The 26,736-nt window shown below is 42.6% G+C and carries 19 protein-coding genes; 8 read left to right on the top strand and 11 right to left on the bottom strand.

The genetic code is table 11. From position 1 onward, the window contains the following. Nucleotides 1–494: 494 nt before the first annotated feature. Together C900_RS01475 and C900_RS01470 are read right to left on the bottom strand one after the other, a co-directional pair. Complete coding sequence (locus C900_RS01475) at nucleotides 495–1,010, bottom strand: GNAT family N-acetyltransferase (RefSeq protein ID WP_009577768.1); 516 nt, start codon at nucleotides 1,008–1,010, stop codon at nucleotides 495–497. A 7-nt stretch (nucleotides 1,011–1,017) separates the two neighbouring features. Further along, nucleotides 1,018–1,314 carry a SemiSWEET family sugar transporter gene (locus C900_RS01470; RefSeq protein ID WP_051052749.1) on the bottom strand — a complete coding sequence of 99 codons (297 nt, stop codon included), beginning with the start codon at nucleotides 1,312–1,314 and terminating at the stop codon, nucleotides 1,018–1,020. 329 nt (nucleotides 1,315–1,643) lie between these two features. Here C900_RS01470 and C900_RS01465 point away from each other — a divergent pair, with 329 nt between their 5' ends. Beyond that, entirely contained in the window at nucleotides 1,644–2,129 is a 486-nt protein-coding gene (locus tag C900_RS01465) for a DinB family protein (protein WP_009577766.1), read from the top strand. Here C900_RS01465 and C900_RS01460 read toward each other — a convergent pair. The 5 genes from C900_RS01460 to paaN form a co-directional block, all read right to left on the bottom strand. After that, nucleotides 2,111–3,028 carry a sulfotransferase domain-containing protein gene (locus C900_RS01460; RefSeq protein ID WP_040495194.1) on the bottom strand — a complete coding sequence of 306 codons (918 nt, stop codon included), beginning with the start codon at nucleotides 3,026–3,028 and terminating at the stop codon, nucleotides 2,111–2,113. The two genes, C900_RS01465 and C900_RS01460, sit on opposite strands and share 19 nt — an antisense overlap. A 523-nt stretch (nucleotides 3,029–3,551) precedes the next feature. After that, nucleotides 3,552–3,944 carry a VOC family protein gene (locus tag C900_RS01455; RefSeq protein ID WP_040495192.1) on the bottom strand — a complete coding sequence of 131 codons (393 nt, stop codon included), beginning with the start codon at nucleotides 3,942–3,944 and terminating at the stop codon, nucleotides 3,552–3,554. 26 nt (nucleotides 3,945–3,970) lie between these two features. Beyond that, nucleotides 3,971–4,501: a hypothetical protein gene (locus C900_RS01450; RefSeq protein ID WP_157493843.1), complete on the bottom strand. Its 531-nt coding sequence runs from the start codon at nucleotides 4,499–4,501 to the stop codon at nucleotides 3,971–3,973. Nucleotides 4,502–4,651: 150 nt separating this feature from the next. Further along, nucleotides 4,652–5,185 (bottom strand): hypothetical protein, encoded by a 534-nt coding sequence (locus tag C900_RS01445; RefSeq protein WP_009577762.1) that lies wholly within the window; start codon nucleotides 5,183–5,185, stop codon nucleotides 4,652–4,654. Nucleotides 5,186–5,363: 178 nt separating this feature from the next. Further along, nucleotides 5,364–7,031: a phenylacetic acid degradation protein PaaN gene (gene paaN / locus C900_RS01440; protein WP_009577761.1), complete on the bottom strand. Its 1,668-nt coding sequence runs from the start codon at nucleotides 7,029–7,031 to the stop codon at nucleotides 5,364–5,366. 146 nt (nucleotides 7,032–7,177) lie between these two features. Between paaN and C900_RS01435 the strand changes: the two genes are divergently transcribed. Continuing rightward, on the top strand, nucleotides 7,178–11,413 hold the full coding sequence (locus tag C900_RS01435) for a S8 family serine peptidase (RefSeq protein WP_009577760.1): 4,236 nt from the start codon (nucleotides 7,178–7,180) through the stop codon (nucleotides 11,411–11,413). A gap of 57 nt (nucleotides 11,414–11,470) precedes the next feature. Here the strand turns inward: C900_RS01435 and C900_RS01430 are convergent, their stop codons facing one another. Next, on the bottom strand, nucleotides 11,471–12,193 hold the full coding sequence (locus C900_RS01430) for a DUF4197 domain-containing protein (RefSeq protein WP_009577759.1): 723 nt from the start codon (nucleotides 12,191–12,193) through the stop codon (nucleotides 11,471–11,473). A 112-nt stretch (nucleotides 12,194–12,305) separates the two neighbouring features. On the opposite strand from C900_RS01430, the gene C900_RS01425 reads away from it, so the two are divergent. Both C900_RS01425 and C900_RS01420 read left to right on the top strand, forming a co-directional pair. Continuing rightward, nucleotides 12,306–13,571 carry a competence/damage-inducible protein A gene (locus tag C900_RS01425; protein WP_009577758.1) on the top strand — a complete coding sequence of 422 codons (1,266 nt, stop codon included), beginning with the start codon at nucleotides 12,306–12,308 and terminating at the stop codon, nucleotides 13,569–13,571. 56 nt (nucleotides 13,572–13,627) lie between these two features. Continuing rightward, on the top strand, nucleotides 13,628–14,950 hold the full coding sequence (locus tag C900_RS01420; protein WP_009577757.1) for a dihydrolipoamide acetyltransferase family protein: 1,323 nt from the start codon (nucleotides 13,628–13,630) through the stop codon (nucleotides 14,948–14,950). A gap of 174 nt (nucleotides 14,951–15,124) precedes the next feature. Here C900_RS01420 and C900_RS01415 read toward each other — a convergent pair whose 3' ends face one another. Continuing rightward, nucleotides 15,125–15,487, bottom strand: coding sequence for an arsenate reductase family protein (locus tag C900_RS01415; RefSeq protein ID WP_009577756.1), 363 nt, complete (start codon nucleotides 15,485–15,487; stop codon nucleotides 15,125–15,127). A gap of 1 nt (nucleotide 15,488) precedes the next feature. After that, nucleotides 15,489–17,900, bottom strand: coding sequence for a penicillin acylase family protein (locus C900_RS01410; protein WP_009577755.1), 2,412 nt, complete (start codon nucleotides 17,898–17,900; stop codon nucleotides 15,489–15,491). A 114-nt stretch (nucleotides 17,901–18,014) separates the two neighbouring features. Here C900_RS01410 and C900_RS01405 point away from each other — a divergent pair, with 114 nt between their 5' ends. The 3 genes from C900_RS01405 to C900_RS01395 all read left to right on the top strand — a co-directional run bounded on the left by C900_RS01405 (nucleotide 18,015) and on the right by C900_RS01395 (nucleotide 20,257). Next, the gene (locus tag C900_RS01405; RefSeq protein WP_009577754.1) at nucleotides 18,015–18,638 is read left to right on the top strand and encodes a ParA family protein; all 624 of its coding nucleotides are present in this window, start codon (nucleotides 18,015–18,017) and stop codon (nucleotides 18,636–18,638) included. 1 nt (nucleotide 18,639) lies between these two features. Continuing rightward, a complete protein-coding gene (locus C900_RS01400) occupies nucleotides 18,640–19,002 on the top strand; it encodes a hypothetical protein (protein ID WP_009577753.1) in 363 nt (120 codons plus the stop codon). A gap of 115 nt (nucleotides 19,003–19,117) precedes the next feature. Then, entirely contained in the window at nucleotides 19,118–20,257 is a 1,140-nt protein-coding gene (locus C900_RS01395) for a cystathionine gamma-synthase (protein ID WP_009577752.1), read from the top strand. 671 nt (nucleotides 20,258–20,928) lie between these two features. Here C900_RS01395 and C900_RS01390 read toward each other — a convergent pair. Beyond that, nucleotides 20,929–23,049 (bottom strand): tetratricopeptide repeat-containing sensor histidine kinase, encoded by a 2,121-nt coding sequence (locus C900_RS01390; RefSeq protein WP_009577751.1) that lies wholly within the window; start codon nucleotides 23,047–23,049, stop codon nucleotides 20,929–20,931. 249 nt (nucleotides 23,050–23,298) lie between these two features. Between C900_RS01390 and C900_RS01385 the strand changes: the two genes are divergently transcribed. Further along, complete coding sequence (locus C900_RS01385) at nucleotides 23,299–26,427, top strand: VPS10 domain-containing protein (protein WP_009577750.1); 3,129 nt, start codon at nucleotides 23,299–23,301, stop codon at nucleotides 26,425–26,427. The last annotated feature ends 309 nt before the right edge of the window (nucleotides 26,428–26,736 follow it).

The following is a 26,736-nucleotide window of genomic DNA, read 5'->3' as shown; positions in this document are numbered from 1 at the left end:
GCGGTCATCCTGCCTGTCCCGAACTTGCCTAACTTGCCTCGGGGAGGCATCCAACAACTTTCAGTTGATTTTTTAGATAATGACAGTTACCTGAACGGCCTTGAGGAAATGGCGTTAAGAATTTCAATGCCACACGTACACTTTATAAATCACACTGTTTGAGCCCCTTTTTTTCACGGGGCGAGTTTGTGATTTGTCATCGCAGGCATTGAAATTTAGCCATTTGCTCACAGCCTTGACTTTTTTTGTTATCTCGAAAGCTTTATAGCTCTTCGGGAACAAAAAAGTAAGACTTAAGCGATGAAAACCAAAAATTGCACAAAATCCACAACTTAGCAAAGCGTTGATTATCAATGCATTGCAAAACTTGTCATTGGTAAGAAAGGAAGGATCCTAAGTTATTGATAGTACCCTTGAACTTAGTAAGATTCTTCATTCTTCAGAATGACCTTAAAAAAGAGGGTTTTTGGTCTGTTTTTCTGATATGCATACCTTTAATCGGTACCACTATATCGAACCCAACTTAACTTATAGTATTCTGTCGGTCTTCCATCTTCGGGTTTTGAATCGTACAAGACAAAGCCTTGGTTTGTCAATACTTTTTTGGAGCCTGTATTTTTGGGGTCTACAATAGCTATCAAATCTCTTCCACCCGGCAGATGACGAGAATAATCAACCAAAAATGTTAGCATTTCAGTGGCAAACCCCTTCCCCCAATACTCAGGCAAAAATCCATAACCTACCTCAATATATTCCGATTGGTAGTACGCCAGCTTGGCTATGCCGATAAATTGATTCGTTGCTTTTAACCTGGCCGCAAAAAATCCCATATCAGGGTGCTCCTGGTTAGTCGCCATAGCCTTACCAAATCTCTCCCGGGCCTCCTGCTCTGTCAGGGCTTTTCCAGTGATATGCTTCATTACGGCAGCATTCGTGTACCAACTGGCATAAATAGCATATTCCGATTCTCTAAACTTACTGTAAACCAGTCGTTCTGAAGCAAGATACATTGACTTTTCAGTTTAAATTTTCATCAACAGGTACAACAGGTATCGTCCTTTTAGCAAAGGCAAATTTAAAATAGATCAACAGCGTACTAAGGAAGCAAATAAAGCCATTTGCCAAAATAACCGGCCAAAGTGTAAGTGCTATACCATATACCAGCCACACCAGTGTGCTGCTAAAAACAATGAGCATCATATAGAGGCTCAAATCTCCCACACTTTTTGACTTATAAACTTTATACACCTGAGGAATAAAAGTAATACTGCTGAGCAATGCCCCCAGATGACCGACAATCTCAATCCAGTCCATATTTTTCAAATATTAATGTCTGACAGAATCTTCAATGATACGTTAGCCCCCAAATTAGTTGTTTTCAATAAACTTTCTGCAAAACATTTCAAGATAAATGCGGGTTTTTAAAGTAAAGTGAGTTCGATATTAAATGGATTAAATGGTTAAAAATAGGCGGTCACCCTATCCCGAAAGCTTAAAGCCTTCGGGGAGAAGGACTTTCCTAAGTTGCTAATGTACCTTGAACTGAATAAGATTCTTCATTCTTCCGAAATGACTTCGGTTTGCACACCTTTAATCGGTTCTACCATATCGAACTCATGCTAAATTATTAACATACTAACCTTATGGCATTTGATATACAGCAATTAGAAAGTGATATGGAAGCAACCAGAGATCATTTAGCGGAACTGCTCAAAGGTGGTTTTGCCCCGGTAGTGATCCTTCTCCGTGAATTCCACTATAACAAAACTGACTATATGCTCGATGGGTTGCCCTTCTCTACCTGGTCACTGCTGGAGCATATGCGATGGCGACAGCTCATCCTTCTACGTTTTATGAATGACCCCCAAAACCATCACAATGTGTGGCCTGATCCTTACTGGCCCGACAACCCTGTGCCAGCAAATGAAGGAGCATGGAATGACGCGATAGACAGCTTCGAACAAAACTTAAACGAAGTAATTGCCATAGTAAAAAATAGAAATACACATCTATTTGGACCACAAAAGAATGGCAAATCAATCTACTGGGCAGCAGTGGCGATATTGCAGCACAATGCCTATCACATTGGCCAGATCAAAGCCATAGGACGTCAGTTGGGGGTTTGGTAGTGAATACTGGCATATAACTGCTTCTGAGAACGCAGTATCTCCTGTTTCAGGTCATTTAGTGCATACAACTCCATTTCATGAGAAAAATGCATATCACCATCCCTTTCAGAAGGGTATCCCAAAAAACGCATAAGTGGCCCTGCTATTATTTCAGCTTTTTCAAAGTGCTCATCGGAAAGTTGGTCCATCCAGTAACCGGCCTGTCCTTTTTTAAGATGTTTAGGGTTTTTACGCTTCAAGATTTTAAAACTCACCGCTTCTTCAAGTTGGCTCTTCTGCTGATCGCTAAGTGGTGTTTCTAAATAATTCAGCAGACGCTCCAACTCCACCTGAAAGTCAAGCAGAAGGCCCTCAAAAAAAGTAACGTGTATGTCAAATGCCTTAGTCAGTCTGAGGTAGTCAAATACGTGCCACACCCATTCATGCATGAGATATTCAAAATTTTTATCCAGAAACCTCCCCGGATCTTTTTCCTCCTGAGGGAAATATTTGAGCATATAATCAGAGCAATAGTATCTGGCTGCCGACAACGCTCTATCACGGGGATCACGTATTATATATACCTTTTTATCAAAAAGCGGAAGCAATTGGGGAGTTCTTGCACAAACAGGCGAGTGAGTCCATACATGTGGTGACTGGCCTACGTAACTGTCAATATCTTCAATGGGCATCCTGAAAATGCTACTGATACGATAGCTATACTGCAGGTCTGTAACCTCAAGCACATCTATTTTCGCCTGGTCGGGAAAATTAAGTTGCCATGTACTTGCTATGGGGTATATGGGGTGTTGCTGTATATAGCTCATTGTATCACGTGCCTTCCTTGTCAGAATCTGCTGTATAATTTTATACAACCAAAAATTGCCCGATTTCGGCACCCCGCACTGCAATATGCTCATTGTCTTCGTCTTAATTTTAAAACCTGCCCATAGTCAACACCAGAGGCGGAACAACTACCGGCCGTGCTCAAAAAACCTTGTCTGCCCCCTGGTATTTAACAATGGATTTGCCCGTTGGTTATTAGAAAAATCAAAATCGACACAAAATTGCAATCTGAACATCAGAAGAAAACAATCTCATTATCAACTAGTTACGTAAACTTATCAATGATACTGGAGGAAGGACCTCCCTCTGAATAGTGCCATTGAGCTTAATAAGATTCTTCATGCTTCCCCCGCGACAAGTTCGAAGCAAATTCGGGACAGACAGAAATGACTGATCTACATATCTTTAATCTAATCGGTTCTACTATGTCTAACTCACGTTAAATAGTGTCTCTGAGAAAACGTCAATATCCTCGTTACGCTCGTTCCAAAAATGCTCTCGTACCTCAGTACGATCCGCTTTTTAGGCTTCGTCCCGCCCTTTGGCGGGAACGTTTTCTTAAAGCCACTTAAAGTTTTCTTACAAACACCAAAATAGTTATGAGGGCAGTTCCACCACCACAATTTCATTACCGTAGAGGTCCAGGCAATGAAAAAATTTGTATTCAGGAGTCATCACCAACTCCACCTTTATTTTGACATCATTGGCTTTTAGTTGATGATACAACTGATTGATATCGGTAGTGTAAATAACCATTACAGGATGTCCTGTCGTCTGGTCACCTACTCTCGATTTTTGCGCCTGTCTCCCGGGCCTCAAAAACCAGATACCCAAAGCATCCATTTTATCTGTGCCTATATGTAGAAATCGCTGTCCGACATCCGTTGTTACATCATGCAGCTTTTTAAATCCAAAGTTCTTTTGATAAAATTCAAGCGCGGCATTATAATCCTCTACCAGGATCACTATGCGTCCGATTTGATTTTTCATTTTCAATTAAAGTTTAGTATAATAATTTATTGGTTTACATAGATCTCTTTTGCACGGGAGCGCAGGAGTTCCCATGCCTGAAGGTCAGCCGGCTTTATCCAGTTGTAATGTATGCGTTCCCAATAAGACTGATAGGAATGCAGTCCCAAACCCTTTACATATTCGGGGCCGCAGATAATGAAGTCATTCCAGAATGCCAGCAAATACCCCCCGTTTTTATTGAGATATGCCTCAGCTTCTGCATAATTTTGAAACCAGGAATGTACGAAGGCGACCAGAGAACCCCTGTAAAGACAATCTTTTTCCACCACATATTGCCTGAGAGAGCTCCAGTTGGGGAAGTCATTTTCCAGGGCAATCACTTCATAAGCATGTTTAAGCCTGACCTGCGATACTGGCAGTGAACTCTTATCTGAGAGTACATGGGCAAAATACGGTAGCTTACTAAAACGGGAAGTTGCAGCTTCGGCCCTTTCTGAGTTACTTTTAAGATCTTTGAGAAGAAAATTGGCCTGAAGCTTTAGTTCATTCAGCCGGATAGGTGTTAGGTTGCTCATATTAATTTCCTTATCGCCAAACCCCACTTATTGGCAGAAATTAACTTAACAACTTCAATTTATTTAACAAAGGGTGAATTCATCTTTTGTGGGAACAGGCTGCCCTTACAACCTGAGCCCAAACATAGATAATTTTTGATAAAAATCAAATCAATCCCCCTCATCCATTCCCGGTAGTTTATTGTTGATCGCAGGAGTATCGCTAATTTTTTCTATTGCCTTATTGATCTCCTCCTTAAATGGACGAAGGTACTCCGGTATGTTATCATCCATCTGATCAATTAACCAATAGTGCCTTTTGCCGCCCATGGCATATTCAAAATAAATACCTCCTCCATCAGCAGCATCGGGGGCGCCAATTAAATGTTCTGTATTATTGAGTAATTCCCGAGGCACTTTGTTGGCCAGAGACCTCACCTTTTGGTATTTTTCCTGAGCCATAGCCTCAAAATCTCCATTATATGGTGACTCGCTGGAAGGGTAGGTATCATTCCTGTCTTCATAAAGTTGATCACCCGTCAACTTGAAGATCTCGATACAGTGCTCTCCCTGACAGAAGCCATAAAAGTGGCCGAAAATAATGTATTCTCCCTTTTCCATAAATACCTGATTTCTTTTACTGCATGATCCCAAAATTAAAAACAGCGATATGGCTCCTATCACTATGGTGTTTCTAAACTTCATTATGCTTCCCGTTTGTTTCATAGGTAAAACACAGATTTAATGCCAGTTGGCTTGAGTATGTATGAAGTAAAAGCCGTCTCAAAACCAAACCTTCCCCTCGAATTGACTACCATGTGAAATGATGATGGACGGTGCTCTTTTTTGAGACGGCTACCTTTCAAGCGTTTCCTTGATCGGGTTATACCTTTGCAGGTTCTCGGTGACCTACCCAGGTGAATCTCTTGATCACATATTCCGGATTGGTGAATGAAGCATTACCGGCAGGGTTACCGCCTGTAACATGAAAATCGCTAAACCCGGCATTTTGATTCATATAGATCCCGCCAACAAGGTTGAAGGAAACAGGTGTTGCTGCCAGGGCCATCTCATCTGCAATTTTCTCCTTTACTCCAGGGTCAGTAGTATATGCACCACACGATATCGCTCCGTACTTCAGGGCCATTTCCTTAGCCAGGGCAATCGAAGCATTTGTATCTTTCGTCTTGATCAGCAGCGCAATCGGACCGAAGAGTTCTTTACTAAACTTCTCCTTGTCCGTAGCATCTACTTCAATGATAACGGGTGTTGATATCCTTGCATTTTTAAACATCGGATTTTCGATACTTCGGGATTCCAACCATACTTTGCCGCCTATCTCTTTGGCTTTGTCCACTCTGCTACAGGTGTTTTTATTTTGGATGGTTCCGAGCACGAAAGGTCCGGCTTTAGGGTTGTCCACTAATCCATTGATGTTATCTACCAGCTTTTGAGCAAATTCATCAAAGCTAACACGGCCGTTGGGGGTGTTAATACCATTCTCAGGAATATAAAAGTTCTGAGGAGCAGTACACATCTGCCCTGAATACAATGTCACTGAAAAAGCCAGGTTAGCGGCTACCTTATCCACGTCATCTACGGCATCCAGAATTACCGAATTTACACCTGTTTTTTCAGTGAATACTGCTTTGCCTTCCAGGCGTTCCAGGTAGCTTCCAAATTCAGAGTTACCTGTAAAGTCAATGATCTTTACATCGGGATGCTCAGCCAGCTCCTTCGAGATCATTTTGTCATATGTATCCACGGCCAACTGGCAAATATTAGGATCCAGTCCGTTGTCGGAAAGCACATTTTGTATCTCAGCAATGAATATGGCAATGGGAAGCACTGCTCCTGGGTGAGGTTTTACTATTACAGGGTTTCCTGTGATCAGACTGGCATAAATACCGGGTACAGAGTTCCAGGTAGGGAATGTAGAACATCCGATAACCAGGCCGATACCTTTCGGAACAGCCCTCCACTCTTTGTCCAGCTTGATATTATATTTACCCATGGGCTTATCCCATATTACACCTTGAGGAAACCTGCTTAACTCTTCATAACCTGCCGCTATAGCTTCCAAAGCCCTGTCTGCTGCATGGGGTCCGGAAGCCTGAAAAGCCATCATATACCCCTGCCCCGTGGTGTGCATCGTTGCATATGCCACTTCAAAAAACCTGGCCTTAACACGCTCCAGAGATTCCACCAGTATACCCGCTCTGTCCTGAACATCTGTTTTCCTCCATTGGTGAAAAGCTTTTTTGGCATTTTCAATTAACGTATCTGCAGATACAGATGGATATTGAATATTTAAAGGCTCCTGCATGTAGGGCGACTCTTCTACCCCCACCCAACCGGCTGCTCCGGATTGTTTTAATTCATCAAATTTCTTACCTACGGAAGATTGAAACTTCTTTCGACCATCTTCATCCGCAGATTCTCCGTATATTGTAGGAGATGGGTGTTCTGGGTAAGCAGCAAAAAAAGTTCTTTCATGTAAGGCATTGATAGCTTTGTTGAGAATATTTTTATGTTTTTCGAATAAGCTCATGGTTAACTGCATTTTTTATTAGTTGTACACGAAGATAAGGCATCTAAGGCTATTTTTTAAATCAGGACAAAAGAACCGAAAGAGATTTTTTTTAGTTTACGTTTCTGTCATTAAGTATATTAATAATTGAAAATTAGTAAGAACACGTGAAGCAATATTTACTGTTACTTATATCTCTATTACTTACATCAACAGCTTTTGCTCAGCAGCGAAAATACACACTCCCTGAGCATATGCCGGCTGGCAGCTATGATCCTCAGGTAATAGTGGTCAGGATAAAACCTTCCGCAAGCAGCAATGCCAAAGGTGGCTCTTCTTTAAAATCATCTTCTTTCCTAAATAAGATCAACGCTTCTAATATCGAAGCTGCACTACCTTATATAGAAAAGCTTCCTTCCAATGCTCGTTCTGCAGGCGTTCACCCGCTTACCAACATCTATAAAATAACGCTACATCAAGGTGAGGATGTAATCAACTCCATTAATGAACTACTTCAATATGAAGAGGTCGTTTATGCCGAACCATATTTCAATCATCGCCCTTTGTATGTGCCTAACGACCCCGAGTCAGATGCCACCGCAGGTATGCAAACGTATTTAGGCATTATCAGCGCCTATGATGCATGGGATATTGAAAAAGGTGACAGCACCATTGTAATAGGCATATTAGATACAGGCGTAGAACTCGATCATGAAGATCTTAAAGGCAATATTTTTTATAATGTAAATGATCCCATTAACGGAGTGGATGACGACAACGATGGACTGGTAGACAATTATTCGGGATGGGATATAGCGAATGGTGACAATATACCCGAAGCAGACACCGATAGTCATGGCACCCGGGTGGCAGGTATATCATCCGCATCTACCAATAATGGTACGGGAATAGCCGGTGTTGGTTTCAGAAGCAAATTCTTGCCCATCAAAGTATTCGCAAGTGGATCAAACATGTTCAGCAGAGGCTATGAAGCCATCGCTCTTGCGGCAGATCTTGGCTGTAAAGTTATCAACCTGTCGTGGGGAAGTATTGGATCGTATAGCGACTTCGGGCAGGAAGTGATCAACTATGCAGTTTTGGAAAAGAATGCCGTGGTGGTAGCTGCGGCAGGCAATACTGATATGCCACTCGATTTTTACCCTGCCTCGTTTGACAATGTGCTTTCCGTTGGCGCTACTGCTCTTAATGATCAGAAAGCTTCATGGGCCACGTACAGCTACCATATCGACCTGATGGCCCCTGGCACCGGTGTTTATACTACTGACAATAGCAATTCCTACCTCTTTAATGGGGCAGGCACCTCCTTCTCAGCGCCAATGGTATCAGGTACAGCAGCTTTACTTTGGGCACGCTACCCTCATCTGACAGCTCAGCAGATTATGGAAAAAATACGGGTTACCGCTGATGAAATTTACCATTTACCGGGAAATGCATCTTTCCCCGGCCAATTGGGCAAAGGGCGTCTCAACATGCTCAAAGCATTAACGGATGAAACTTCTCCCGCGGTAAGAGTTGAAAATGTTTCATATACCAATGGCGTAGGGGAGTATGCTTTTTATGGTGATACACTTTCAATCACAATGGACTTTAAAAATTATCTGGCTCCGACATCACCTTCAGCCACAGCTACCATTTCCTCTACTTCTCCTTATGTTACAATCATAGATTCTGTTGTCAACATAGGAGCTATAGGCACGCTCGCAAAAACATCCAATACCTCCGTTCCCCTGAAGGTGCTGTTAGCAGACGACCTTCATACTGACGAAACGCTCAGATTCAGAGTGGATTTTAAAGACGGTGCTTATGACGATTTTCAGCATTTTACCATTATGAGTTCACCCAGATATATTACTATTGAGGATGAGTCTCTCGCCATGACAGTTAGCAGCAATGGCAACCTGGGATACAATCTTGACGGTTCTGTGGAGGGAGTGGGTATCACATGGAAAGGAACAAAAGTACTCGATGGCATTGGCCTTATCAATGCTACGAGCAGCTCCACTGTCGCGGACAATGCACCTATTAGCAATTCCGTTCATACCCGTGATAAAAATTATCAGGCCTCTCAAAATGTTAAATTCTATACCAATTCAGAAGCTGATATAGATATAAGAAATACGTTCTTTGATCATACCGGTATAATTGGTATTAATATCGAACAGAAGACACTAACATGGAAAAGACCTGACAATAGCAACGCTATAGTATTGGAATATCGCATTATTAACAGTGGCAGTGATTCTATTAAAAATCTCAAAACTGCAGTGTTTGCCAACTGGAACCTCAACAACAAGGATTATAATAAAGCCGGCTGGGACGATTCATACAAGCTGGGGTATGTAAAGGATACAGAAACGGATACTTTATATACCGGCCTGGCTCTGCTAACGGACCAGGATCCTATCTATTTCGCCATAGATAATCGCAATTTTAACGGTAATAACGCTGACATCCCTCCTGTGATGGACGATGCAGTGAAATACAATCTCGTCTCGCAAGGTGTGGCTCAAACCAGCGCGGGAGATGCTAACAATGGCAACGATGTATCACACGTATTAGGTGCTAACGTTAATGCGTTAGCCGTTAACCAAAGTCAAAAAGTAGCGATTGCAGTAGTAGCGGGCAACACACTATCTGAACTCCAGGCTGCTGTAGCATCCGCCCAAAGTAAATATCTGGCATACCTGAATACCCCTCCATTGTTGTATACCGCCTACACCTGCCCTGGCACAAATGCCTCTATTGATCCTCCTCAAGGTGATATTTATGAGTTTTATAGCGATTTGGCGCTCACCAATCTGCTAACCACCGGCACATCCTACATTACTCCATCTGTGAATACAACTCAGACATATTATGTCGTGAACAAAGACAACGCCTACGATGGCGATGTATACAGGGTGCAGGCAGCTCCTAATCCCGTAATGGCCAGCTTTTCTATGAATCCCGATCCATTGCTTATAAATGAAGACAGGAAAACACTCGTGACTTTCACTGACGAGAGCGCAGGGGCTGTTTCGTGGCAATGGGATTTTGACAATGGTTTCACAGCCACTGTTCAAAACCCTATCATGAATTTCACAAAATCAGGCAGCTACAATGTAGAGCTAACAGCCACCAACACTATGGGTTGTACGGAAACCATCACAAAAGTACTGGTAGTAGCCTGCCAAAGCACTAAACCTGATCTCAGCGATCAAAATATCTGTAAAGGAGAAAGTGTTACACTGGATCCCGATAATGCTACTAATCTGAAAGTATATACAGACCCCGCTCTTGCCAATGAGATCTTCTCAGGCACTTCGTTCGTAACAGGAGCCATAAAAAATGATACTACTTTTTATGTGATAAGTACTGACTCTACCTATGCCAGCGACCCTAAAACAGTAGCCATTTTTGTTAGCGATCTGAAGGCCAATTTTATGTATAGTCCAGACACAACAGACCTTAACAGCAAAACATTGTTGCAGTTCACCAATACAAGTGAAAATTATCAACTTTATTATTGGTATATAGATAATCAGTTGAAAACTGTAAATACAGACTTCGAGTTCGACTATAGTGACAAAGACCAGTTTGAAGTGACGCTGATAGCAGAAAATGCAACAGGATGCTTTGATACGCTGAAACAAGTGATCACACCGGCCATAAGCGGAGCCCCTTCGTCTTCAAATATTGAAGTGTGCTCACTAAACAAGATCAATATAAAACCGGATAACGGATTGTATTTCTACTTTTACAGCGATGCAGCCCTGCAAAATCTCCAGTATAAGGGCAGAAGTATAACCCTTGAAAATGTAACGAATGACACAAGTATATTTGTTACGAATGCAGACCTCCTGCTCGAGAGCGCCCCGGCTGAAATCAAGGTCAATGTCAGCGACATTTTGGCCACGTTTACACTTACACCATCCAGCATTGATCTAAGCAAGATCAATAGTCTGAAAATATTAAACGAAAGTAAATCGGCCTCAGAGTACATTTGGCTCATCAATGGTGATACACTAAGTACAGAATTTGTTCCTGACCTGTTCATTAACCAAACCGGCTCATATGAGATCCAATTGATCGCAAAAAATGAAACCGGGTGCATGGATGTATCTGTAAAAACACTGGAGGTGGTGCCTGTGACAGGACTAAGCCAAAATAGTGGGGTTGAGATCCAGATATATCCAAACCCTGCCCGGGATAAGCTACATCTGATCAACTTCAACGATGCCACTACCATTGACCTGCTTGATGGCCATGGTAGACATATTACAACACTTACAGCAACTAATGATTATATAGATATACGGCATATTCCTTCCGGTACATATACGCTTAAATTCTCTCATAAGGGCACAGTATATTTCAAAAAACTCATTAAGCAGGCAGACTAGTAAGAAGCTGTTACCGGGTCTAGCTATGCCTGCAAAATTTGCCTTGAAAAAAGAAAACTAATCCTGTGCTGCAAATACTTTCTTCAGCAGGTCAGTAGTACGGGCCAAAGGATCTTTCCTGATCTTAGCTTCTTCCTGAGCTACCAGGTAAAATAAACCTTCAATAGCTTTGTCGGTAGCATAGTCATCCAGGTCAGGATTCACTTTTTCCACAAAAGGCACCTTATTGTAGGTAGTCACAATATCTCCATAGTATTTGGTTGCGTTTACCTTGTCTAATGAGTTCTTTATTACAGGTTTGAACTTAGCCTTCAACTGACCGGAGGTCGTACGGATGAGGTATTGTGTTGCAGCATCGTTATTACCCTTTAAAATACCCCAGGCGTCCTGGATAGTCATAGACTTAATGGCGTTGACAAAGATCGGTTTCGCTTCCTTGGCAGCATCTTCAGCCCCCCGGTTAAGCGTCATCACAAACTTATCTACTTCATTGCCCATACCTATTTGCCTGAGCTTCTCTTCCACCCGCTGAACGTCAGGGGGAAATGGGATCTTGATCTTTGGATTTTTAAAATAACCATCAACCCTTGAAGCCTGTGACGAGCCCGTGGTTATTCCTTTGATCAAGGCCTCCTTCAATCCTGCTACAACCTGCTCCGTAGTGAGCGACTCATTACCCAGTGCATCGTTTATTCCTCCTAAAGTCTGATTGATCTGTGTTGAGGTACAGGCTCCCAAAATGAGAGCTGCTGATAAAAATACAATTGCCAAATTCTTCATCATAGTTAATCCTTTTACAGAGTGATCCTAACAAAATCGTTGCCAAAATATTATCCGATCAAGATACGGTTTTTGCCATACTTTCAGATATTTACACCTTAAATATTTCGCAATGACCAAGACAAAGGCTGAGATCCTGACCATAGGTGATGAAATTCTTTATGGACAGTTGCTAGACACTAATTCGCAGTGGATGAGTGCAGAACTGGATAGCATAGGCATTAAAACCATAAGAAAAACTACGGTTAGCGACTCGCGGGAAGATATTCTGACAGCTTTCAGAGAAGCCGAATTAAGAGCGGATATCATTCTGATCACCGGTGGATTGGGGCCTACTAACGATGATCTTACCAAACCCTGCCTTTCGGAATACTTTGATTCGCCCATTGTCATGAACGAGCAGGCACTGAAGGAGCTTACTGAATTTTTTAGTAGTAAAGGTCGCGAGCTTAATGAGGTGAACCGCCTTCAGGCTGCTTTGCCTGAATGTAGCGACATGATCAGCAATCCATTGGGAACGGCCTGTGGCATTTGGATCCATAGAAACGGAAAAGTATTTGTGTCGATGCCCGGAGTCCCTCACGAGATGAAACGAATGATGACCGATACGGTGATCCCGCGATTACAGCAAACCTATCAGACAGATGTCATTTATCATAAGATCATCAAAACAATTGGCATTGGCGAATCGTGGCTGGCTGAGTTGATCAAAGAGTGGGAGGATAACCTGCCAAAACATATTAAACTGGCGTATCTGCCAAGCATGGGTGAGGTTAAGCTTCGATTAACCGCCATAGGTGACGACCTGGATGCACTAAAAAGTGAAGTACAATCACAGATCGACAAGCTTCTCAGTTGTGCCGAAAAATACATCTATGGCTATGACAATGACCGCATCGAGGGAGCAGTAGGCAGCATGTTGGTGAAATACGGAAAAACCATTGCCCTGGCTGAAAGCTGTACCGGTGGGTATGTATCGCACCTGATCACCAGTGTTGCAGGCAGCTCCGAGTACTACCGAGGCTCGATAATACCGTACCACAATGACGTGAAGATCCATAATCTCGGGGTCAAGGAAGATACCTTAAAAGCGCATGGGGCTGTAAGTGAAGAAACGGTTTATGAAATGGCCAACCGGGTAAGGGAGCAATTCAATGCCGATATTGGTGTAGCCACGAGTGGTGTCGCAGGTCCATCCGGAGGCACCCCTGAAAAGCCCGTTGGCACTGTATGGATAGCATACGCTGACAGAGAGCAAACAATTACGCGTAAACTGCAGTTATGGAAAGACCGGAGGATCAACATAGAAGCTACTGCAATAGCATTATTGAACCTAATACGGATAACTTTACCGAAATCGATTGAGATAAAGGAGTAAAATGCTAAATTTGCGGGTGATTTTAAAGGAGGAAAAAGTAGAACTATCAAAAATAAATGGCACTAGTAGAACTAATAATGCCCAAAATGGGCGAGAGTATTATGGAAGCCACAGTGCTTTCATGGCTTAAAAAAGAAGGTGATCCCATTGAACAGGACGAATCTGTACTGGAAGTAGCTACGGACAAGGTAGATACCGAGGTACCTTCAACCCATGCAGGTGTACTTAAAGAAATATTAGCCAAAGATGGTGACGTAGTTGAGGTAGGAAAACCCATTGCTATCATTGCTACTGATGGTGAAGACACCTCATCTTCAGGACAGCCGGCAAAAGAGGAAAAAGTAGCTGAAAAACAACCTGCAATGGCTGAAGCTGTAGGCACCTCTGCCCATGCTTCAAATGGTGTGGTAAAACTTGAAGAGCCTGTATCAGGAAGGTTCTACTCTCCCCTGGTTAAAAATATAGCAAAAGAGGAAGGTATTCCGATGGCGGAGCTTGAGACTGTACCGGGCTCCGGCAAAGAAGGAAGGGTGACAAAAAAAGATATATTATCTTACCTTGAAACACGAGGATCGCAGCCTGCACCTCAAGCTCCACCCCAAGCTACTCAGCAAGTGTCAACTCCTGTCCAGGAAAGACCTGTTCAGAAGGTTAATGTCTCCATTAGCGCAGGCGATGAGATTATAGAGATGGACCGCATGCGTAAGATGATCTCTGAACGTATGGTAGACTCCAAAAGGATCTCTCCGCACGTTACTTCCTTTGTAGAGGCTGATGTTACTAATATCGTCTTTTGGAGAAACAGAAAGAAAAATGAATTCAAACAGAGAGAGGGCGATAACCTGACCTTCACTCCGATCTTCGTTGAGGCGGTGGTAAAAGCTATCAAAGACTACCCGATGATCAATGTACAGGTAGATGGTGACAGGATCATTAAGAAAAAAGATATCAATATCGGTATGGCTGTGGCTTTACCAAGTGGTAATCTTATTGTACCCGTGATCAGAAATGCTGATCAATATAACCTGACCGGCCTGGCTAAAAAGGTGAATGACCTGGCAAAAAGAGCACGTGAAAACAAACTTACCCCTGACGAACTATCAGGAGGTACGTTTACAGTGTCTAACGTGGGCTCATTTGGCAATGTGATGGGTACACCAATCATTATGCAGCCACAAGTGGGTATCCTTGCCCTTGGAGCGATAGTGAAGAAGCCTGCCGTTATAGAAACGCCTCAGGGCGACACGATCGGTATCAGGCATAAAATGTTCTTATCACATAGCTACGACCACAGAGTAGTTGATGGTTCGCTGGGCGGTATGGTAGTAAGGCGTGTGGCTGATTACCTTGAAAAATTTGATTTGGATCGAAGCTTGTAATTTTTATATCTATTATAAAAGAGGACATCTCAAAAGTCAATCGTCATTCCAAACTTGATTTGGAATCCCCTAAAAAATGCGCAGAAGCTAATCAGGGGATCCTGAATCAAAGTTCAGGATGACGTCAGAAGGAGACTTTTGAGACGTCCTCTTTTTTGTAAATAATACAGTTGATCAAACAATATTTCCTGCTAAGCAGGTCTTTATCCTCTCTACTGTCTTTTTGGAATTGCCTATAAAGATCCTATCTTCAATAATAATGACCGGTCTTTTCAGAAAAGTATATTCCTCAAGGACATAGCGTTTGTAGTCAGCCTCTGTTAGCTGTTTATCTTTTAATCCCAGTTCTTTGTACTTTCTAGCCACCCTGCTAAACAGGTCCTCATACGACCCTTCCATTTCCTTCATCTGCTCCAACTGGCTTTCAGTGATTTTATCCTTCTTTATATCCTGGTATTCAAACTCTTCACCAAGTTCCAGTTCATTTATTATTCTCTTACAGGTATCACATGTAGATAGGTAATATACTTTTTTCATATTAATTGGTCGGTTTTAAGGTTAACAAAGTAGCATTCTCCTCTATTTTCGTTCTCGACAAATACACCGGCCTCCACCCTCCTTTGATATACATTTCAGACTGATCATCATAATGATCACTAAATGGCACCCCCGATTGGCCAGTTGGCAAAATACTCTCACTATTGTTAATATCACTAAAGTCGATAATCCTCCTGGTGGAGGGACCAAAGCTGACATTGAACAGCTTGTCTTTACTAAAAGGGAAACCCTGATTATTCACTACCATATCTGAACCTGTAATGGCAAAAGGGCCAACATTAAAAAGCGGTTTCAGCATATCCACCGCTCCCAATGGATGCGGGTGTTCCAGGGTGTGAACATTTGTCCACTTCCAATTTTCCTGGTCTTCGCCAAAGCGGTCAGAAAGATACCTAACAGTTTCCTTAAATGCTGCTGTAACCATTTCAGGCCGTCCTTCTGTTGTTTCCGTTGCCACGTCATCCCACCATGGAGAATCCGCGGCTGATATAAAAGTGGGAATACTTCGTTTCATCAAATGAGCTGACATGAATGCCTTAAAAATATCACTCCCCTTTTCTCCAAAACGCTCCTTCAGATCATCGATCATCGCTATTTCATAGATAAAATATACCCAGGTGTAGTAAATGGCAGCGCCATATGTATCTTCTTCATGCATTCCATCCCAACTATTAAACTGCTCTAACGCTGTACGTTCTCCTTCATTAAGTGCATTGATTTCGACAAGTGACATTAAACTCTTTTGCATCTCAATAGCACTGATCGATTTACTGTCCAGAAAAAGGTTCTTCAGGTCATCTTTTGAAAATTTCTCTTGAGCCTCAAGTACTTTCACAATGCGCTCGGCTCTGTTACCCGGAAGGTAATAGCCAGGATAAAGGACGGTGCTGTCTTCAATATTCATTACGGGCTGATTGTTGGCACTATACACATAGCCCCATGGCGGGTTTACAGCCTGAGGGTTTTCGTTAAATTCATAATAGCCCTGCGGATCATCGGCTCCGCTGGCCCCGTCAAGTATCAATTTTGAGTTTACATGCGAAGGCCGTTTCACAAGCTTACCAACTGCCCACCAGGCAACATTTCCATCATTATCACCATACATCAAATTGAGGCCAGGAGCATGAATTTTTTCAGCGGCTTTTCGCATATCCTCCATGTTTTTAGCAACAGCCATTTCATGAGCAGCATCTAAAATATAGTTCGGAAACTTGAAGTAAACCCACCATACGGATATTGGCGCTTCTGTTTCTGCCAATCCCTTAATCGCTTCATTGATCACCGGACCATGCCGGGTTAGCCGCACCTCAATCTCCACATCGGCAGAGTCCTTAACTTTAATCACCTCCCGGCGCTTATCAAAAGCCTCCCAATGATCAACAGCCCAGTATTGATCCGGATTTTGCTCATTAACTTGCTCTCTGTAAAAATCTACATCATCATTTTCAAACATCGTTAATCCATTGGCTACATACTCACTGTGTACCAGAAAGGCGAAAGGTACCCCCGCCACATGATAGCCAACATAATTTAGTCCGGGAGAAGAAAGATGTGCCTCATACCAGACGGCTGGTTGAGAATAGCCAATATGTGGGTCGTTGCACAATATAACACGACCGGTAGACGACTTCTGAGGGGCAATAACCCAACTATTACTGCCAATAAAGGGAGCCAGTGGAAGCTTATTAAATACTTCATTTACCTGATTGGCAATAGCCACATGATTGGAATCTGTGGTATAACTTTTAATTCTCTCTGAACGGGTCGTATCAAGATCAAATACTTTCAAATAGTCGTAACCCATAGCCGCAAAAGCGCTCACTGCAGGTTCGGTTTTGAATGCATTGGCAAAGCTGAAAGACATATATCCCGTTATATTGTATATATCTTCGAGGGTAAATGGTTCGTCCTCCACACCCAACATAGTGCATTCTATGGGAGTTGGCCCATCTTTTTGAAATTGATTAACTCCCTGCAGATAAGCCTCCGCCAATACCAGCATTTTACCCCCTCTTTTCTTCAACGCTTCAACAGAGCTTTTCGAATATTCATGAATGCCCAGTGTTCGGAAGAAAACATCTGTTTCAACCAGATCGCTCCCAAAAAGCTCTGACAAACGCCCCGGGGCGATACGCCTCATTAGCTCCATCTGCCAGAGCCGGTCCTGGGCGTGTACATAGCCCAGAGCCCGGAAAGCATCTTCGTCACTTTCAGCAAAAATATGAGGTGTACCATAGCTGTCAAAGAGCACTTCTGCAGTTTGAGTAAGGCCCGGCAGGTCAGCCTCCCCACTATATTTCGGAGTTAAATGCCTGGTGTAGAAGAAAAGAAACGCACTGGAAACCAACAACAGCATGACCAGTGTAATGAAGACATATTTTATTATTTTCATAATACGCAAGTTGAACCATGAATATACAAACTTTCCTTCTATAAGGAGTACTATTCGGCATGCATAAAAACCTGTTTACTTGTTTTTAATTGTGCCTCTTTATATTTTTAGCTAATGACTAAAATAATATCATTCATCAGCAGAAAGGGTGGCACGGGGAAAACGACCAATGCAATCAACCTTGCTACCATGCTCAATAATCTAGGCCATAAAGTAGCCCTGGTAGAAACCGATACGAATTACACTTTGAATACCCTTAGAAAAATGGAGGTATTTCAGGCTGGAGCTAAGGAAAACTCATTATTTGAGATCATGGGCTCTGAAGACAGCAGGATTGCGGATGAGATAGAACAGATAAGGTCTCGCTCTAAGTACGACTATATAGTGGTAGACAGTGCCGGGAAACCCACCGATGAGGGGATTAAGAAACTATGCCTGGTAAGTAATGCAGTAATAGTACCCACCAGCCTGACCCAAAATGATTTACTGGTAACCTACCAGACTGTAACAGACCTCACCCCTGCCAGAGAATTGAACAGGAAACTAAAAATACTCATTCTTCCCAACCGTATACACAGCCTTACGAAACACCGGACCATCGAAGAAGCGATGAGTAATCTGGATGCACACCTATTGAATGTAGCTGTACCACAAAAGAACCTATTTGTAAACTTCAGTACTATTCTGGCAGAAAAAGAGTATCTTGATATAGCAAAAGCAATAATTAAAGAAGTGTAAAATGGCGAAAAGAAAAAATCCGTTAAAAGACCTGGATGCCTTTCTAAAACAAGAGGCTTCTTCTTTGGTAAATCCGAAAAAAGTAGGCACTCAGAAAGAAGAAAAAAATATCCAACCGGTTGCCCCAGAGCCTAAGGAAGAAAAAAAGGCTGCCACAAAGGAAGATATTATATCCGAACTCCGTATGCTGGCCGGTAAAGAAGGGGACGAATTCAGATCATCATTTTATAATATCATTAGAGAAACCCTGGAGGGGCTTGACCACTCATCAGCCGCTGATAAAATGTTAATCAATACTGTATTGTACCTGAATGACAAGTCCAACTGGAAAGACAACATCCAAACCTACTGGAAGAACAGGTAAGATCTTCAACCTCACCATTCATTTGTAAATTTTATCCCCAACGGACATTTGAAGTCCTATTTATCCTCTATTTTAGCAAAATTCAGAGATTAGAAACCTAAATATTGCTTTAAATATGAAATTTGGAACTAAAGCCATACATGCCGGTGTAGAGCCGGATCCATCTACCGGTGCCATTATGACACCAGTATATCAAACATCTACTTACGTGCAGGCTTCCCCTGGAGCACATAAGGGCTATGAATATTCCAGAACGCAAAACCCAACGCGCGATGCTTTGCAAAAAAGCCTCGCCGCTCTTGAAAATGGCTCCCATGGCTTGTGTTTTTCATCAGGGTTGGCAGCTATTGACGCTGTGATAAAGCTATTAAACCCCGGCGATGAAGTAATTGCTGCTAATGACCTGTATGGTGGCACTTATAGATTGTTCACCAAGGTATTTGCCAAATATGGCATCAAGTTTCATTTCGTCAGCATGGAAAAAGCTATTGATATAGAGCAGCACATCAATAAAAATACAAAATTGATCTGGTTGGAAACGCCTACCAACCCTATGATGAATATTATTGATATTAAAGCGGCAGCTCAAATTGCCAGGAAACATCAGGTAATGCTGGCGGTGGACAACACTTTCGCTACCCCGTATCTGCAAAATCCTTTAGACATGGGCGCAGATATTGTCATGCACTCCGTTACAAAATATCTTGGAGGACACTCTGACGTGGTAATGGGAGCGCTTATTGTTAAGGACAAAAAGCTTAATGATGATCTGGCGTTCCTGCAGAATAGTAGCGGAGCAACTCCGGGTCCACAGGATTGCTTTCTGGTGCTTAGGGGAATAAAGACCTTGCACCTGCGTATGCAAAGGCATTCTGAAAATGGCAGAAAAATAGCTGAGTATCTGAAAACACACCCGAAAGTTGATAAGTTATACTGGCCGGGCCTCGAAAATCACCCCAACCACGACATTGCAAAACAACAAATGCGTGATTTTGGAGGTATGATCTCCTTTACTCTTAAAGGAGATAGCCAGGAAGAAGCCTTTAGGATCATGGAGCGTTTTAAATTCTTCTCTCTGGCAGAATCTCTCGGTGGCGTTGAATCACTTGTTAATCACCCGGCCACGATGACTCATGCAAGCATTCCAAAAGAAGAAAGAATAAAAGTTGGTTTGCTCGACTCGCTGATCAGGCTTAGCGTAGGCGTTGAGGATGCCGAAGATCTTATTGCTGACCTGGAATCAGCTTTGGATTAAAACAAGGAACCGTCCAAAAATATTTGTTCATTGCGAACCTTGTAAAGCATCTCTTCTAAACCCAGAGTAGATTACGGCACTTTGTTCGCAATGAAATGCAAATTTTGAATTCTCAGAAGCTGAAGAGCCAAAGGCTCAAGTATTAAAATAATTAACGTGAGTTCGATATAGTAGAACCGATTAAATTGTATTCGTACCCTAAAATAACCTAAAAAACTCTTTTTACGGTCATTCTGCCTGTCCCAAACTTGCCTAACTTGCTTCGGGGAGGCACGAAGAATCTTACTAAGTTCAAGGATACTACCAACAACTTAGGAAGATCCTTCCTCACGTCAGGATGACTGCCCTTTTTTAAGCATTTTACATCGAACTCACGTTAAAATAATTAACGCGAGTTCGAAATAGTAGAACCGATTAAATTGTATTCGTATCCGAAAATAACCTAAAAAACTCTTTTTACGATCATTCTGCCTGTCCCAAACTTGCCTAACTTGCTTCGGGGAGGCACGAAGAATCTTACTAAGTAGTGTCTGTAAGAAAACGCCAATGTCTGCGTTACGCTCGACCCAAAATGCCCACGTACCTCAGTACGCTCCGCTTTTTAGCACCTCACCCCGCTCTTTAGCGGGAACGTTTTCTTAAGCCACTTAGCGTTTTCTTACAATCACTAATTAATTTTGGGAGATCAGGTTCTCGTAGGTGACTTCCTGCCTTGTTGGAGTAAACTTAATAGTAAATTCACTTCCCTTACCTACCTCAGTTTCCAGCTCTATTTCTGCTCCTAGCCTGTCGACCAGCGTTTTCACAATAGCAAGCCCCAAACCATTGGAGCTTTCTCCTGCTGTTGGCTGAGCGCTAAGTTTGGTGAATTTCTGATAGATATGTATCTTATCTTCATCGCTAAACCCTTGCCCGAAGTCTTTAATAGAGATAAAAACATGGTTATCGCTTCTGCCAGCCTTTAAAATAACAGGCTTCCCAGGATCAGAAAATTTGATAGCGTTGGAAATCAGGTTATCCAGGATTCGGGAGAGATAGATTTTGTCTGATTTGATAAACACAGGAGAATCCGCACCCTCCATCTTAAGTTCGATGTATTTCGATTTAGCATCTGCATAAAATCCCTTCATCTTTTCAATAAGCAGGTCGTGTAGGTCTACTTTACTGATCTCAGGCTTGCGTCTGTCGTACTCAAAAGCATTAACATCCAACAGATCACGGATCAGATCAATGCCACTCTGAGCAATACTCTTTAGGAGTGCCACATAATTCCTTTGCTCCTCATTAAGTCCAGATAAGGTAAGCAACTCTCCGATACCATTGATCCTGCTAAATGGTGACTTCAGGTCATGAGCCACAATGTTCATCAGGGTGTCCTTCTCCTTATTCAGTTCGGCCAGAGCTTTATTATGCTTCTGCAATTCTTTATTCTGCTGATTGATCTTGCGATTTTGTTGTGTGATCTCCTCACGCTGTACAGCTATGTGGTCATTCTTACGTTGCAGTTTTTGATTGTCTACCCTCCTTCTCATACTAGTGATCCATAGGTTGATGACCAGTGATACCACTGCCAACACAATAATGATCAGCGCCACATTATAAGTTCTCTGCCTGTCAATCATCGCCTGGTCACGAGCCTGATTAGCCTTTAATAATTCGTTTTCACGTTCCCGCTTTTCAATTTCCAACCGTGACTCCAGCCTTTCAATTGACCGGGCAGCTTCTGCATCGTTAAGTATCTGCCTGAGCTTTACAGAATGCTGGAAGTTTTCATAAGAACAGGCAATATCTCCCCGGCTTTTGCATATTTCAGATAAAAAATAATAAGCCTCCTGCCTCAGCGAATACTCGCGAGACTTTTCAGATGCCTTCAGCGCTTGCTTGAAATATAACTCTGCCAGCGCGAAATCCCGCTCCTCGTAATAGATCTTTGCCAATTGAAGATAGATCAGAGCTACCAGGTGCAAATTTTTAGTATCCCCTGCCAAATTCAATGCCTTCTTAGCGAAGATCAATGATTCGGGATACTTCTCCTGAGCAAAATAAAGGTTGGCGATACCTACGTTAATACTTGCAATATTTATCCCATCATTAATAGACTCCGCTTTTACCTTTGCCTGGAGATAGTAATCAAATGCCTTCTCATAGTTTTTATTATATTCCTGGATCTGGGCCAGCTCGATCAGCATTGATATCTGTCCCGGTACATTACCGGTTGCAAGCCTGATATTAAAAGCCTTTTCTGACATTTCCTGAGCTTTGGCATAGTTATTTTGAGTCTGATAAAGATCCGAGAGACTCTTATAGCTGTAGCTAAGCCCCTCCTGATCATTTAACTCCTCAAAAATGCCTAGAGCCGTGAAATAATAATCATAAGATTTCAGGAAGTCGCCCTGTGTCAGGAATAATCGGCCAAGACTGTTGAGAGAATGTGCATATTGAATGGAATCTCCATGCTGAATGGCCTCATCCATTGCCATGTGGTAATAATCAAAAGACCTGACCTGATCACCCTTATAATGATAAGCGATTCCTATATAGTTAAGTGATTGAGCCTTCTTTCCTTCTATCTTTAGCTCCTTTAGCAGATATAAGGCCTGGTTGCCGTAGTAGATGGTACTGTCAGGATAAGATTTGCGGTATTCCCATGCCAATGCATTATAGACATCAACACGGTCTACCCCGCTAACGGCTCTTAACGAAGCATAAAGGCTGTCAATATGGGAGACATGCTGCGAAAATGCCATCAAAGGCATAACGAGAAAGGCAATGAATGTAAAAAGCGTCTTCATCAGAACATAAAACCAACTACTCAACTAAATCGCAACATCAAATTTAAATGTATAAAATATCATAATTCGCTGACATTGAGCAAATTACTTCTTGAAAAGCGGTATAAGCGTTTAGGTTGAGTTGCCTTTTTCAAAAACCTTGCCGAATCAGTTGGTCCAGGCCGTTCCAACCGCTAATATAATTTATCTTCTCCTAAATTCTTATTTACACTAGCTTTATTTTCAACCCATCAAGTAAACGTAATAAATATGAGCAATATTTTACAACTATTCATGCTCTTTATCTTAAGTTTATCTATTTCGGTAAGCTATGGCCAGCGTAAAAAGCAAGACCTGCCGTCTTCCATTTCTTATAATAAAGAGTTATATGACGGTTTAAAGTGGAGAAATATAGGTCCACACCGAGGTGGCAGATCAGCTACCGTTACGGGCGTACCCGGCAGACCCAATTTATTCTATTTCGGAGCCACCGGTGGCGGGGTATGGCGTACGACCGATGCCGGAAATACTTGGGAAAACATTTCTGATGGCTTTTTCGGAGGGTCCATCGGTGCAGTTGCGGTTAGCACATGGGACAATAATGTAATATATGTAGGAGGAGGAGAAAAAACTGTCAGAGGTAATGTTTCCTATGGAAATGGCATGTGGAAATCAGTAGATGCAGGAAAAACCTGGACACATATTGGCCTCAGAAACTCCCGTCATATACCGCGCATTGCCATTCATCCTAAAAACCCGGATATAGTATATGCTGCGGTACTTGGAGATCTTTTTAAGTCAACCGATGAAAGAGGCGTTTATAAAAGTATAGATGGTGGAAATACCTGGAAGCGAGTACTTTTTGCCAATGCTGATGCCGGAGCCGTTGACCTGATCATGGACCCTAATAATCCAAGGATTCTCTATGCCAGCACATGGAAGATCAGAAGAACACCTTATAGCCTTGAAAGTGGCGGTGAAGGATCAGCGATATGGAAAAGTACTGATGCAGGCGAAACCTGGGAAGATATTTCCAAAAACAAAGGGTTGCCAGACGGTATATGGGGCATTTCCGGGGTCACAGTTTCTCCCGTCAATTCAAACAGGGTCTGGGCAATCATAGAAAATAAAGAGGGCGGAGTTTTCCGCTCAGATGATAGCGGAAAAAGCTGGAGGAAGCTCAATGATGACAGAAACCTGAGACAAAGGGCGTGGTATTATACACGTATATATGCCGACACTCAGGATGAAGATAAGGTGTACGTACTCAATGTAGCCTACCATAGATCTAAAGACGGAGGAAAAACCTTTGAATCGTCCTACGCGCCACATGGCGACCATCATGACCTGTGGATAGCACCTGAAGACAATCAACGAATGATCATTGGCGATGATGGTGGTGCCCAGGTGACTTTTGACGGAGGTGATAACTGGACAACCTATCATAACCAGCCTACGGCACAGTTTTATAGGGTTACCACAGATAATCATTTTCCATATCGCATTTATGGCGCTCAGCAGGACAACTCTACCGTCAGAATTTTGCACCGAACAACCGGGGGTTCCATTACTGAAAGAGATTGGGAGCCCACTGCCGGAGGCGAAAGCGCACATATTGCAGTAGACCCAGAAGATAATGATATTGTATATGGCGGCAGTTATGATGGCTTCCTCACACGGGTAAATCATAAAACCGGTGAAATACGAGCCATAAATGTTTGGCCGGATAATCCCATGGGCCATGGAGCAGAAGCAATGAAATATCGCTTCCAGTGGAATTTTCCCATTTTCTTTAGTCCACATGATCCAAATAAACTCTACACTGCCTCAAATCACCTGCATGCGACAACTAATGAGGGACAATCCTGGGAGGTAATTAGCCCCGACCTTACCACTAACGATTCAACGAAACTAGGTCCTTCAGGAGGGCCGATCACAAAAGATAATACCAGCGTTGAGTATTACTCCACTATATTTGCCGCTTGCGAATCACCCTACGAGAAAGGGTTGCTATGGACCGGTTCTGATGACGGACTCGTGCATGTCAGTCGTGACGGGGGCCAGAACTGGCAGAACGTAACTCCCGCCGGTATGCCTAAGTGGATGATGGTCAACAGTATTGACCCCCATCCATTTATAAAGGGGGGAGCCTATATTGCCGGCACCAGGTACAAACTGGGTGATTATGAGCCATATCTTTACAAAACTGAAGACTATGGAAAAACCTGGACCAAAATAACAACAGGCATTGATAAAGAGCATTTTACAAGGGTGGTTCGCGCAGACGCAATGAAAAAGGGATTACTGTATGCCGGCACAGAGAACGGCATGTATATATCTTTTGATGACGGAGCCAGTTGGAAGTCTTTTCAGTTGAATTTACCCCTAGTACCCATTACCGACCTGGCCATAAAAAATGATAACCTAATTGCTGCCACTCAGGGGCGCGGGTTTTGGCTGATCGATGACCTTACCCCTTTACACCAGCTCAATCAGCAAATTGCCGGTAGCAAGTATCATCTTTACCGGCCAATGCCCGGCTATAGAATTGACGGTGGAGATTACAGTGCTTCAAAAACCAGAGGGACTAACCATCCTGGTGGTGTAATGATCCATTTTTATGTTAAGGATACTGCTAATATTGATACCCTGGCACTGGAAATCACGGATATGGAAGGCAAGCTTATAAAGCGATACAGCACCAGGCCAGATGCAAAGAAAAAAGAAGGAGAACTGTCCGTAAAACCGGGCATGAACCGCTTTGTCTGGGATATGAAATATCCCGGAGCTGAAGGTTTCGAAGGTATGATCCTCTGGTGGTCATCCCTTAATGGTCCCACGGCCTTGCCAGGAATGTATAAAGCCAGCCTCGTTACAAATGAACCGGTCTCAAACACAGAATTTGAAATATTGGCAGATCCCCGGTCCTCATCGACCCTGGCTGACCTTAAAGAGCAGTTTGACTACCTCAATTCCGTGATCGCAAAACTTACCGAAACCAATAACACTATCAAAAAAATCAGGGAGGCAAGGGAACAGATCAAAGCAGTTACTAACAAAATGGATGATAAGGATTATAAAGAGATCAGGGAAAAAGCTGATGCCATACTAGCGGATATGAAAGCCGTGGAAGAAGCGCTGTATCAAACCAAGAACAGAAGTGGTCAGGACCCTTTGAATTTTCCCATCAGACTTAACAACAAGCTGGGGCATTTGAATTCATTAATGGCCATGGGTGATTATAAACCCACCGACCAGGCCGTAGCTTTTAAGAAAGAAGTAACAGCAGAAATAGACAAGGAGTTGGATAAATTCTCAAAGATCCTTAAGGATGATATTCCTCTGTTTAATAAACTGGTAAAAGACAAACAGATAGATGCTGTTATTATTGGTGAATAAAGCTCTATATTAAAAGAGATCTAACTAGTGGCTTTAAGAAAACGCCAATGTCTGCGTTACGCTTGCCCCAAAAATGCTACCGTACCCCAGTACGCTCCGCTTTTTAGGACTTCATTTCTTAAAGCCACTTAGAGTTTTCTTACAAGCACTAACTAGGCTGACGGGAGATATACGATCTCCAAACCCTTAGTTAGATCTCTTGTTAAGCTACATCAAAAACCCCTACTCTTTTTCAACTAAAAACTTATCATCTGAAACCTTTTCCATATAAAATTAATTATATTTACCAGAGCACAAAAGAAAGTGCTT

Source organism: Fulvivirga imtechensis AK7 (assembly GCF_000331535.1).
GTDB classification, from domain to species: domain Bacteria; phylum Bacteroidota; class Bacteroidia; order Cytophagales; family Cyclobacteriaceae; genus Fulvivirga; species Fulvivirga imtechensis.
Note: the sequence above shows the minus strand (reverse complement) of the source record. Positions and strands in the feature narration are given on the sequence as shown.